This window comes from Mycobacterium sp. 852002-51613_SCH5001154, from assembly GCF_001667425.1.
In the GTDB taxonomy this organism is placed as follows: domain Bacteria; phylum Actinomycetota; class Actinomycetes; order Mycobacteriales; family Mycobacteriaceae; genus Mycobacterium.
Window position 1 is genome coordinate 20,441 of sequence record NZ_LZII01000014.1, and the last position, 12,787, is coordinate 33,227.

Sequence of the window (12,787 nt, forward strand, 5' to 3'; positions counted from 1 at the left end):
CCCCATACCCCGACTCGTTACTGGTCAAAACCCCGACCCGTTGCGAGCTTGTCGCGCAGACTCTTTGGCCGAATGTCGGGCCAATTCTGTTCGATGTACTCCAAGCACGCAGCGCGGTCCGCCTCGCCGTACACCACTCGCCAGCCAGCTGGAACATCGGCGAAGGCCGGCCACAGGCTGTGCTGCTCTTCGTCGTTCACTAAGACGAAAAAACTGCCGTTGTCGTCGTCGAATGGGTTGATGCTCACGGTTCTCCAGGATGTCTAGTTGACACAAGTGGAACGGTTCCAAACCCTACTGGAGGCACCATCGTGCGTCCGAGGTTTGGACAAAGTTCCCGGTGTGACCTGACAGGCTCTTAATGCAGCCTAAGAATTGGGCTGGTGCGGGGCTGCACAGCTGCCGCCGTTGGCTGCTGTGACCTGCAACAATGGCTCACCGGGGAGGTTCGCGATCGCGCGTGGTCTGCCTGCTAGGACGATGGAATTTTGGGTGGTTGTCACCGCCTAGGGTACCGACGCCGAAGCCGGCGCGAAAATCACCAAGAGGCGGGCACCGCTCCAGCGCAGCGAACGGCGTCACGAGTGGCCTCTCCGGGACGCCCGCCGGGCGGGTGCTGGCTCGATCGGCCCGTCATGGAAACGCCGCCGCCGAACCCATTGACTCCGGGCTTTGATCGTCGTTAGCTGGCTACGGCCGCCGATCACTCAGCGGCCTCGGCCGCAGGGCGGACCGCGGGGTGGGCGGGCGCCGTTCCGGACCGAGTGGGGCACCCGGCGCCAACCGGGTGAACCATCCGGGCGGGCGATCTACAAAGTGCCGTTATGCACGCGGTATGCATTACGATCCCGTATCTCAATGCCGAAGCGGCTGATACGGAGACCATTGGCGTGGTTTACTCATGAAGACCTGGTCGCGCTCCCGGGGGGCGGGGCTCGTATGGGGTGCCGAAGCACGACTAGTCTGCGACGTACACCGCATTGGAGTGCCCTCACCTGGCGCGGCCCACGATGTAACAGCTTGATCGGGCCGGCGGAATAACAAGAGACGTGTAAACGGGTAGAAGGGGGTGCGGTGACCGAACCCGACCTGCGGGCCCGGCCCGGTTTCGCCAGCACGAAAGGCAGCGACATTAGCCAGCCGTCAAGTCGACGACGCCGTTTTTTGCCGTTTGCTCGCCGGGCTTCGGGTGAGCCGGGGGAACAGCGCGCGCCGCGGGAATACCGCCGAAGTCAGGGCGTCGGGATTTTCAGAGCGCTGAAGCACGTGTGGATCCCGCTGGTCATTCTGGCGGTCGTTGTAGCCGGCGGGATAACAGTGACGCGGTTGCACGGGATATTCGGTTCCGAGAAGCGGCCGTCTTATGCCGACACCAGACAACAAGACACCAAGCCTTTCAATCCCAAGCGTGTGCAGTACCAGATCTTCGGACCGCCGGGAACTACCGCCGACATCAGCTATTTCGACGTCAACGGCGAGCCGCAGCACATCAACGGCATTCCACTGCCGTGGACGTACGACATCGCGACCACCCTGCCGTCGATCGTGGCAAACGTTGTGGCACAAGGGAATAGCGATACGCTCGGCTGTCGTATAGTGGTCGACGGTGCGGTCAAAGCCGAGAGGATCTCACACGAGTTGAACGCGTTCACCTACTGCGTCCTGACAGCCACATGAGCACCCAACCAGTGGTGGAAGAGCGCGCCAGGCAGCCATTCTTCGCACGGATGATCCATCGGTTCTCCGTGCCCATTATTTTGGGCTGGCTCGGCATTGCGGTCGTGATGACCATCGGCGTCCCGTCACTGGAGCAGGTCGAGGCGGAGCATGCGGTTTCGCTGAGTCCGATCGGTGCGCCGTCGTTCAAGGCGATGGAGCGCCTCGGGACGGACTTCAAGGAAACCAACACCGGCGCTTTGGCAATGATTTTGCTGGAGAGCCAGCAACCCCTGAACGACGATACGCACGCTTATTACGACCGTTTGGTTCGTGACCTGCAGAACGACCACAAACACGTGCAGCACGTCCAGAATTTCTGGGGCGATCCCCTCACCCGCGGGGCCGCGCAGAGCCAGGACGGCAAGGCCGCCTACGTGCAGATCAACCTGAACGGCAACGCGGGCGGCAGCTCGGGCGACGAATCGGTGGCCGCGGTCCGGAAGATCGTGCAGGCCGCGAACCCGCCCGCCGGTCTCAAGGTTTACGTCACGGGGCCCGCGCCAATCGTCGCGGATATGAACGTCGCCGGCCAGAAGACCGTCCTCTTGGTGACGGCGGTGGCCCTTGCCGTCATCTTCGTCACGCTGCTCCTCGTCTACCGTTCCATCGTCACGGTGATCCTTTTGCTGTTGATTGTCGGGCTGGAATTGCAGGTGGCGCGGGGAATGGTCGCGCTCCTCGGCCATTTGGGGGTCGTCGGCCTGACGACCTTTGCCGTCAACCTCTTGGTAGCGGCGGTGATCGCGACCGGAACCGACTACGGAATCTTTTTCGTCGGTCGATATCAAGAGGCGCGCTACAACGGCGAGAGTAAAGAGGCGGCTTTCTACACCACTTTCAACAGCGTCGCCAAAGTCGTGCTGGCTTCCGGTTTGACGATCGCCGGTGCGGTGCTCTGCCTCAGCTTCACCCGACTGCCGTATTTCCAGCCGCTGGGCATTCCCTGCGCCGTGGGCATTGCCATCGCGGTCCTGGTGGCGCTCACACTCGGCCCCGCACTTCTCGCGGCCGGCGCCCGGTTCGGGCTGTTCGACCCGAAGCGGGCGATCACGGTTCACCGCTGGCGCAGGATAGGCACGGCCATCGTGCGGTGGCCGGCGCCCATTCTCATCGCGACCATGGCGGTCGCTCTGATCGGACTATTGACGTTGCCGAATTACCGGCCTAGCTACGACGATCAAAAGTTCATTCCATCAAGCATTCCCGCCAACGTCGGATACGCGGCCGCCGAGCGGCATTTCCCCGGTTCTCGAATGATGATGCCCGAGATTCTCTTAGTCGAGACCGACCACGACCTGCGCAACCCGACGGACATGCTGGTGATCAACAAACTCGCCAAAGGCGTGCTCGCGGTCCCGGGTATCTCGACGGTGCAGACCGTGACCAGGCCGGAGGGAGTCCCACTTCAGCACACCACTATCCCGTGGATAGTCAGCATGGGGCAGGCGAGCCAGCTGCAGAACATGGCGTTCCAAAAAGACCGCATGGACGACATGCTCGTGCAGGCCGAAGAGATGGCGAAAATGATCGCCATCATGCAGCACATGTTGGACCTGATGAGGCAGCTCGTCGCCACGACCCATCACATGGTCGGCGTGACACATCAGATGCAGGACATCACCTCGGAATTGCGTGACCGCCTTGCGGATTTCGAGGACTTCTTCAGGCCGCTCCGCAGCTACTTCTACTGGGAGAGGCACTGCTACGACATTCCCGTCTGCTTCTCGCTGAGATCCATCTTCGATGGCATCGACGGCGTCGACGAGATCAACGACAAGCTGAAAGAGCTCGTACAAAACCTCGATGAGCTGGACATGATCCTGCCTCAGCTGGTCATGCAGATCCCGCCGATGATCGAAACCATGCAGAGCATGCGCACCATGATGCTGACCATGCACAGCACCATGTCGGGCGTCATGGGCCAGATGGATTCCAACTCCAAGGATCCCGCCGCGATGGGGCAGGCTTTCGACGCGTCCAAGAACGACGACTCCTTTTACCTACCGCCGGGGATCATCAACGGCTCGGAGTCCTTCAAGCGCGTCGAGAAGGTGTTCATGTCACCGGACGGCAAGGATGTCCGGCTGCTCATTTCGCAACGGGGCGACCCCGCGACGCCCGAAGGCCTCTCCCGGGTCGAAGCGATCAAGACGGCGGCCGAGGAGTCGCTCAAGGGCACTCCGCTGGAAAATTCGAAGATCTACCTGACCGGTACCGCGGCGATTACCAAGGATTTGGTGGACGGGTCGAAATTCGACCTATTGATCGCCGGAGTTTCGGCCCTCTGCCTGATTTTCATCATCATGCTGATCATGACGCGGAGTTTCATCGCCGCAATGGTGATCGTCGGTACGGTATTGCTTTCGTTGGGTGCGTCTTTCGGACTGTCGGTGCTGATATGGCAATACATGCTCGGCATTCAGCTGCACTGGACCGTGCTTTCGACCTCGGTAATCGTCCTGCTGGCGGTGGGTTCGGACTACAACCTGCTGCTGGTCTCCCGGATGAAAGAGGAAATCGCCGCGGGTATCAACACCGGCATCATCCGCGCAATGGCGGGCACCGGCAAAGTGGTGACTAACGCCGGCTTGGTGTTCGCGTTCACCATGGCATCCATGGTCGTCAGCGACCTGCGCAGCATCGGCCAGGTGGGCACCACGATCGGCATCGGCTTGCTGTTCGACACGTTGATCGTGCGCGCGTTCATGACGCCGTCTGTCGCTGCCCTGCTGGGCCGCTGGTTCTGGTGGCCGCAGACCGTGCGTCCCCGCCCCGCCAGCACGATGCTGCGGCCGACAGGGCCTCGGCCGCTGGTGCGTTCGCTGTTGTTGAAGCAGCCGCGATAAGTGGCGGGAATCCACTTCGGCATGGGGACGACAAGCGTGGGGAGCAGCGTGGCGCAGAGGCAGGCCGCATGAGCGTCGGACAACGGCGGCCGCCCGTCTTCGCGCGGTCCGTCCGCAAGCTCGCGATCCTCGTCATCCTGGCGTGGGTGGCGCTGACCCTCCTGGTGAGTTTCGGCGTTCCGTGGCTGGAGACGGTCGGCCGAGAGCATTCCGTACCGATGGCTCCCCAGGACGCGCCGGCGGTGCAGGCAATGCAGCGCATGGGAAGGGATTTCAAAGAATCCGATTCGGACAGCTTCGCGATGCTCGTGCTGGAGAGCCAACAACCACTCGGCGACGACGCTCACAACTACTACGACCAGCTCGTCCGCAAGTTGAAGGCCGACACGAAGCATATCGAGCACGTGCAGGACCTGTGGTCTGATCGGCTCACGGCGGCCGGCGCGCAAAGCCCGGACAGCAAAGCCGTCTACGTCCAGTTGAATCTGGCCGGCAATCAGGGCACCACCCTGGGCCAGGACTCCATTGCAGCGGTGCGGCACATCATCGCCCAGACGCCGCCGCCCCCCGGCCTCACCGCCTATGTCACCGGTCCGGCGGCGCTCATCGCCGATATGCAGCACGCCGGGGATTCATCCATTCTGAAGATGACGCTGATAGGCGCCGTGATCATCTTCACGGTCCTGCTATTCGTCTACCGGTCGATCATCACCGTAATTCTGCTGTTGCTCACCGTCGGCATCGAAGTATTTGCGGCACGCGGGATCATCGCGTTCCTCGGCGACCACAGCCTGGTGCAACTCTCGACGTTCGCCATCAATCTCCTGGTGGCGCTCGCGATGGCCGCCGGAACGGACTACGGGATCTTCTTCTTCGGCCGATACCAAGAGGCCCGTCAGGCCGGTGAGGACCGCGAAACCGCCTACTACACCACCTACCGCGGGGTCGCCCCCGTCGTCCTGGGCTCCGGCTTGACGATCGCCGGAGCGATGCTGTGCCTGAGTTTCACCCGAATGCCCATTTTCCAGACCATCGGCGTGCCGTGTGCCGTCGGCCTGCTCGCTTCGGTCGCGATCGCCTTGACCCTGGTTCCCGCCGTCCTCACCATCGGAAGCGGTTTCGGGCTGTTGGACCCCAGGCGCACGATCGGGTTCCAGCGCTGGCGCCGGGTCGGCACGGCGATCGTCCGCTGGCCCGCACCCATCCTCGCCGCGACGATCGCCATCGCTCTCGTCGGCCTGGTGACCTTGCCGGGCTATCAAACCAGCTACAACGACCGCGCCTACATCCCCAAAAACGTTCCGGCCAATGTGGGATATGCGGCCGCCGATCGTCACTTCAGCCAATCCCGGATGATGCCGGAAATCCTGATGATCGAATCAGATCACGATATGCGGAACCCGGCTGACTTTCTGGTGCTGCACAGACTGGCCAAAGGGATCTTTCAGGTGAAAGGCATCTCCCGGGTGCAGGGCATAACCCGGCCGGAGGGAACGCCGATTCAACACACGTCGATACCGTTCTTGCTCAGCATGCAGCAGGCGACCATGTCGCAAGATATGAAGTATATGCAGGCGCGAACCGACGACATGCTCAAGCAGGCCGACCTGATCGCTCAGCAGATCGCGACGATTAAGCGTCTCTACGAGTTGCAGAAGCGGATGACTGAGATCACCCATGACACCATTACAAAAACGAAGGAAATGACGGTAGTCCTCAATGAAGTCCGACAACATTTGTCCGACTTCGAGGATTTCTTCCGGCCGCTTCGAAGCTACTTCTACTGGGAAAGGCACTGCTACGACATCCCGATATGCTGGTCACTGAGGAACATTTTCGAGACCTTCGACGGTGTCGATATTCTGGCCGATAAATTACAGCAAGACCTCATTCCGGATCTCGACAAAATGGACGCGCTCATGCCTCAGCTGCTTGAGCAATACCCGACGATGATCGCGATAGCAGAGGGCATGCGATCGATGATCCTGACGATGCACAGCACCATGGCCGGAACCCTCGGGCAGATGACCAGCAACGACAAGGACGCCGTCGCCATGGGCGAGGCGTTCGACGCCTCCAAGAACGACGACTCCTTCTATCTGCCTCCGGATATCTTCGAGAACGCCGACTTCAAACGCGCGATGAACAATTTCCTGTCCCCGGACGGCAAGGCGGCTCGATTCATCATTTCGCATCGGGGCGACCCGGCGACGCCCGAAGGGGTATCGCGGATCGACCAGATAAGGACGGCCGCCGAAGAGGCACTCAAGTCGACACCGCTGGAAAACTCCAAAATCTACATCGCCGGCACGGCATCGACCTTCCGGGACTTCAAGACAGGTTCCGAATACGACCTCTTCATCGCGGGAGTCGGTGCCCTCTGCCTGATTTTCATCATCATGCTCGTCATCACCCGCAGTTTCGTGGCGGCGCTCGTCATTGTGGGCACTGTGGCGCTGTCGCTGGGCGCCTCGTTCGGGTTGTCGGTGCTGATATGGCAATACCTACTGGGCTTCAAATTGCACTGGATGGTGCTTCCGATGGCCGTGATCATCCTTCTGGCCGTCGGGTCTGACTACAACCTGCTGCTGGTTTCCCGCATGAAAGAAGAAATAGGGGCTGGCATCAAAACGGGCATCATTCGGGCGATGGGCGGTACCGGTAAGGTCGTGACGAACGCGGGACTGGTGTTCGCTTTCACCATGGCCGCCATGGCGGCCAGCGACTTGCGCATCATCGGACAGGTCGGTACCACCATCGGTCTCGGCCTGATGTTCGACACATTGATCGTGCGATCGTTTATGACGCCCACCATCGCTGCGCTGCTCGGACGGTGGTTCTGGTGGCCGCAGGTGATTCGTCCCCGTCCGGCCAGCCAGATGCTGCGATCCGAGGCGCCCCGTCCTGTGGTGCGGGCGTTGCTGTCGCGCAACATGCACGAAGATGACGCCCCAACGGCCGAGATCCCGAGGCCCGCTCGATAGGGCGTTCCCTGTGCAGCGGCGCGTCGTAGGGCTCGCGGCCGATACGCTGAGGATCCATCATGAAATTCGCCCTGGCATGCTACGGAACTCGCGGTGACGTCGAACCGTCAGCTGCCGTGGGCCGCGAACTACTCCGCAGGGGACACGAGGTCCGCATGGCCGTCCCGCCCGACCTTGTCGGCTTCGTCGAGTCGGCCGGGCTGGCGGCCGTCTCATACGGGCCAAAACTAGAAGACTTCTTGGACGAAGAGTTCTTGCGCAACATGTGGCGAGACTTCTTCCGAAGTGCCTGGACGATCCGCGGACCGCTGCGTGTGGTGCGTAGGGTATGGGAACCGATCATCCAGTACTGGGGCGACGTCAGTACCACTCTGATGTCACTGGCCGACGGGGCCGACCTACTGTCCACCGGCATCAATTTCGAACAGCCCGCCGCCAACGTCGCCGAACATTACGACATCCCGCTGACCACGCTGCATCACTTTCCGATGAGGGTCAACGGTCAGCTGGTTCCGAGCGCGCCGCCGGCGGTGGTCCGGTCCACGATGACGGCGACAGAGTGGCTGTTTTGGCGCTCGACAAAAAAAGTCGAGAATGCGCAGCGCCGCAAGCTCGGCCTGCCGGAAGCAAAACGTCGCTCGTCGCGACGGGTCGCCGAGCGGGGATCGCTCGAGATTCAGGCCTACGACCAGGTGTGCTTCCCCGGATTGGCAGCCGAATGGGCGAAATGGGGTAGCCGGCGCCCCTTCGTCGGCGCGCTGGCGATGGAGTTGACGACCGAGGCCGACGAGGAAATCGCATCGTGGATTGCCGAAGGGACACCGCCGGTGTGCTTCGGATTCGGCAGCATACCGGTGGAGTCACCGGCCGCCACGGTCGCAATGATCAGCGCGGCGTGTGCAGAGCTGGGTGAGCGGGCGTTGATTTGCTTCGGCGGAAACGACTTCAGCAACGTGCCGCAATCAGGTCATGTCAAAGTGGTGGGAGTCGTGAATTACGCCGCGGTCTTTCCCGCCTGCCGTGCGGTAGTCCACCACGGCGGCTCGGGCACGACCGCCGCGAGCCTGCGCGCCGGAGTACCCACGTTGATCCTCTGGAGTTCGGCCGACCAGCCATATTGGGGAAACCAGGTCAAACGACTCAACGTCGGCACTGCCCGGCGCTTTTCGGCCACCACGCAAGGCTCGCTAGTCGCCGACCTGCGCCGGACCCTCTCCCCCGAATGCGCCATCCGAGCCCGCGACCTCGCCCGGCGGATGACCAAACCCGCCGAAAGCGTCGCCGGCGCAGCCGAGTTGTTAGTCGACGCGGCGCAGCGAAAACGTGTGAATTGATCTGGGTGCGCCGCTGATCTTCCGCTCCCCGACTGTCCGGCCCGAACGCGAGAATCCTCATCAGGTGCGGGGCCCGGGGCCCATGTGACTCAGGTCGCACATGAGATGCCATGATCGGTACAGTGGCGATCAAGTGAGCAAACTCAGAAAGTACTGACGGCGTCAATTTTGGCGCTGCGGTCGTCACTGCTGGTACTCACATGCGCGATAGGGGCCGGGGTTGACAGAGCAAATTTGTCGTTTGTGCAACGGCGTTGTTCGTGAAGTGCTCGATCTCGGTCCACAACCGGTCTCGAACGCATTTCTGAGACCCGAGGTGGCGGCCAAAGTGCCGTTCTTCCGACTTGCCATCGGGCTTTGCGAGTCGTGCACCATGGTGCAGCAACTCGACGAGGTTCCTCCAAATCAGATGTTTCATGCGGAGTATCCATACCGCGCATCCGGTTCCTCACTGATCCGCAAACACGGCGAGGAGGTGGCCCGGCAGATCATTCAGACCTGCCCGGGCGGTCGGGACGGCTTCGTCGTCGAAATCGGCAGCAACGACGGCGTGATGCTGAAGACGCTGAGTGAGGCCGGTATCCGGCATCTGGGAGTGGACCCTGCCTCCGTGGCGGCCGATGTTGCGCAGACCAACGGCGTCAATGTGTGGAAGGACTTCTTCAACACGTCAACGGCCACCAAGATCCGCGACGAGCACGGGCCGGCACAACTGATTTACTCGGCCAACGCGATCAGTCACATCTCCTACCTCGACGAGATATTCCTCGGGGTCGACATCTTGCTAGCGCCGGACGGGTTGTTCGTGTTCGAGGATCGCTATCTCGGCGACATCCTGCGGTGCGTCTACTTCGACCAAATCTACGACGAGCACATCTATCTATTCGCTGTTCGTTCGGTGCAGGCGATGGCGGCGCGTTTCGGCTTCGAGCTGATCCATGTCGAACACCTTCCACTACATGGTGGTTCCATTCGCTACACGGTGGCCCGCCCGGGCACCTCGAAGCCGTCCGCCTCCGTCGCCGAATTCTTGGCACGTGAGGAAGCCGAGGGACTTGCCGAGATATCGACTTACGTCGAGTTCTCGACCGCTATAGACGGAATTCGGACCGACCTCGTCACCCTTCTCCAGGAATTGCGCTCCGGCGGCCGACGCGTTGTCGGCTACGGGGCGACGTCGAGGAGCGCTACCGTGATGAACTATTGCGGTATTGGCCCCGACTTGCTTCCTATGGTGTGTGACTCGACCCCGGAGAAGCAGGGCCGCCTCACCCCGGGCACGAAGATTCCGGTATGCCCGCCTGAGTACTTCTCCAATCCATACCCTGACTACGCGTTGCTGTTCGCCTGGAACCACGCCGAGGAGATCATGGCCAAGGAACGCCGGTTCCAGGAGAACGGCGGTCGGTGGATCCTCTATTCACCGAAGGTCCATCTGGTGTGATGGCGGTGGACCGGGCCCACGCAGGGGCTGTAACGCTAATGCGGCTGGTGTTCCGCAACTCATCGATATGATCGACCCGGTTTTCACTCTCGGCAAGCAGCCCGGTCACGCAATTTTCTCTGCACTCGAATAGGAGGCGTCGGCTCTTGTCAGCGTCTGTGCTCATCACCGGTGGGGCCGGATTCATCGGCACCCTGCTTTCACGCCGTCTCGTAGAGGCCGGTTACGACGTCGCTGTGATGGATGTCCTGCTCCCCCAGGTGCACGGCGAGCGGCCAACACTGAAGCTGGCACCCTCCGTACGACTGTTTACCGGCGACGTGACCCATGCACCCGATTGGGATGCTGTGCTTCGATTGTTCCGTCCCTCTCAGGTCGTCCATTTGGCGGCTGAAACGGGCACCGCGCAGTCGCTGTCCCAGGCCACCCGTCATGGCTCGGTCAATGTTGTCGGCACCACCCAGCTTCTCGACGCTCTGAGCCGTGCGGAGCTGGTGCCCGACCAACTCGTGCTGGCATCGTCAAGAGCCGTGTACGGCGAAGGCGCCTGGCAATCCGGCACTCACGTCTTCTACCCGCGGCCCCGGAGCCACGCGCAGCTGTTGGCTGGCGTTTGGGATCCCGTGGGGCCTACCGGCGAACCCGCGGTGCCACTTCCCCACCGTGCGGGCGAAACGGAACCCCGACCAACCAATATTTACGGCGCCACGAAGCTTGCCCAGGAGCATCTGTTGGCCGCGTGGGTGGCCGCGCATGACACGAAGCTCAGCGTGCTCCGGCTGCAGAATGCCTACGGGCCAGGCCAATCGCTGACCAATCCGTACACCGGGGTAGTTCCGTTCTTCGCGCGGTTGTCGCGCGAGAAACTCCCATCGGAGGTATACGAAGACGGCCGGATTGTGCGCGACCTCGTCTATATCGATGATGTCGTCGACGCGCTGTTCGCGGCCGTGGAACAACCTGCGGCTGAATCACGCTGCCTCGACATCGGCTCGGGCAACGGCATAACCATCCATCAGCTAGCCCGGAAGATCGCCGCCATCTTTGATGCCCCCGAACCCGTCGTCGTGCCCAAATTCCGCGACGGTGATATTCGGGCCGCCAGCTGCGACATCGAACCGGCGAGTGGCGAGCTCCAATGGCGCCCGAAGTGGTCGCTTGACGACGGGCTCCGCTCCCTGCTCGACTGGATCGACGAACAATCCGACGTGCCTTCGGCGGCAGGCGATCATGCCGTTTCGGGCGTCTCGTCGCAGCACTAAGGGTGCCGTTCCGCGCCTTCGTCGGAAGACGGCTCGGGCGACGGCAGACCAGCGCACGCGAGAGCTCCCGCGACCAGGCTGGCGCGACGAGTGGGCTAATGTATGCACGCGCTGGGCTCATGGTCGAGCTATCGCAGACGGAACACGGTTACGGATGGGAATTCCCGCCAATGGCGCGAACCCGCCGGTGTGACCAAGCGAACCTGGCGACCCGGGTCACAAAATTTCAAACGCCCATTGACGGCGTCGATGGGCGTCTAGGCTCACCACCGGGCACTTACTGGCATGCGAGACAGGGGGCGGTTTTGACCGTGACCGATAGCGACGTCCGATCTCTCTACCTCGATCAGATCCGGCGCGACCTCACCAGATATGGCATGGACCAACTCGTGCCTGTGGGGTGGCCACTGCGGATGCGCGCCAGCGTGGGGTGGTTGACGTGGCTTCCCTTCCTCAAGAAGCGCAACCTGATGCTGGTGCGTAAACGCCCATTCGACCAGCGTGCGCGCGACTTGGGCATGGATTGGCCGGCCGACGCCGAGACCATGATCGGAATGCGCCGACTCACCAGTCTGCAGCAATGCGTCGAGACCGTGCTGACTGAGGACATTCCCGGTGACCTCGTCGAATGTGGAGTGTGGCGAGGCGGAGCCTCGATCCTGATGCGCGCCGTCCTGGCCGCCTATGGGGACAAGACGCGGCACGTATGGCTGGCCGATTCCTTCGAGGGGGTGCCACCCCCGGACGCCGCGAACTACGAAGCGGATAAGCTGCCGCGCTTCGCGCTCGGGCTGCATCACGCCGCGCCGGTCCTGGCAGTGTCACAGGACGAAGTCAAAGCGAATTTCGAGCGTTACAACCTGCTGGATGATCAGGTCCGCTTTCTGCCGGGCTGGTTCAAGGACACGCTGCAGGATGCGCCGATCGACCAGATCGCCGTGCTGCGGCTTGATGGCGACCTCTACGAATCGACAATCCAGGCGCTCGACGCGCTGTACCCGCGATTGTCGCCGGGCGGTTTCTGCATCATCGACGACTACAACCTCGCCGGATGTCGCCAAGCCGTCGCGGACTACCGCACTAAGCACGGGATCTCCTCGGAGATCGTGACGATCGATCAATGTGGTGTCTTCTGGCGTAAGTGATGGAGGGCAAGGCGCAGTCGCCGCGCTCGCCGTCTCGGGCGCCGAACTATGCC

General features: G+C 62.0%; 8 protein-coding genes. 7 read left to right on the top strand and 1 reads right to left on the bottom strand.

Translation table 11 applies throughout. The annotated features are described in order from the left end of the window. Positions 1 to 17: 17 nt before the first annotated feature. Positions 18 to 248: an MbtH family protein gene (locus A5750_RS04850; protein WP_066950804.1), complete on the bottom strand. Its 231-nt coding sequence runs from the start codon at positions 246 to 248 to the stop codon at positions 18 to 20. 1,009 nt (positions 249 to 1,257) lie between these two features. Here A5750_RS04850 and A5750_RS04855 point away from each other — a divergent pair. The 7 genes from A5750_RS04855 (at position 1,258) to A5750_RS04885 (ending at position 12,734) form a co-directional block, all read left to right on the top strand. Next, entirely contained in the window at positions 1,258 to 1,677 is a 420-nt protein-coding gene (locus tag A5750_RS04855) for an MmpS family protein (RefSeq protein WP_067261439.1), read from the top strand. Then, on the top strand, positions 1,674 to 4,565 hold the full coding sequence (locus tag A5750_RS04860; RefSeq protein WP_067261382.1) for an RND family transporter: 2,892 nt from the start codon (positions 1,674 to 1,676) through the stop codon (positions 4,563 to 4,565). Before A5750_RS04855 ends, A5750_RS04860 begins: the two co-directional genes overlap by 4 nt. A 68-nt stretch (positions 4,566 to 4,633) precedes the next feature. Then, entirely contained in the window at positions 4,634 to 7,549 is a 2,916-nt protein-coding gene (locus tag A5750_RS04865) for an RND family transporter (protein WP_067261385.1), read from the top strand. Between the two features lie 59 nt (positions 7,550 to 7,608). After that, positions 7,609 to 8,883: a glycosyltransferase gene (locus A5750_RS04870; protein ID WP_067261387.1), complete on the top strand. Its 1,275-nt coding sequence runs from the start codon at positions 7,609 to 7,611 to the stop codon at positions 8,881 to 8,883. A 220-nt stretch (positions 8,884 to 9,103) separates the two neighbouring features. Then, entirely contained in the window at positions 9,104 to 10,327 is a 1,224-nt protein-coding gene (locus A5750_RS04875) for a class I SAM-dependent methyltransferase (protein WP_067261389.1), read from the top strand. Between the two features lie 158 nt (positions 10,328 to 10,485). Beyond that, complete coding sequence (locus A5750_RS04880) at positions 10,486 to 11,589, top strand: NAD(P)-dependent oxidoreductase (protein ID WP_067261391.1); 1,104 nt, start codon at positions 10,486 to 10,488, stop codon at positions 11,587 to 11,589. Between the two features lie 311 nt (positions 11,590 to 11,900). Then, positions 11,901 to 12,734 (top strand): TylF/MycF/NovP-related O-methyltransferase, encoded by an 834-nt coding sequence (locus tag A5750_RS04885; protein WP_197505355.1) that lies wholly within the window; start codon positions 11,901 to 11,903, stop codon positions 12,732 to 12,734. Positions 12,735 to 12,787: the final 53 nt, after the last annotated feature.

Bases quoted from the DNA above. Each gene is read 5' to 3' on its own strand.
- A5750_RS04870 (WP_067261387.1), top strand. From the start codon at position 7,609: ATGAAATTCGCCCTGGCATGCTACGGAACTCGCGGTGACGTCGAACCG.
- A5750_RS04860 (WP_067261382.1), top strand. From the start codon at position 1,674: ATGAGCACCCAACCAGTGGTGGAAGAGCGCGCCAGGCAGCCATTCTTC.
- A5750_RS04865 (WP_067261385.1), top strand. From the start codon at position 4,634: ATGAGCGTCGGACAACGGCGGCCGCCCGTCTTCGCGCGGTCCGTCCGC.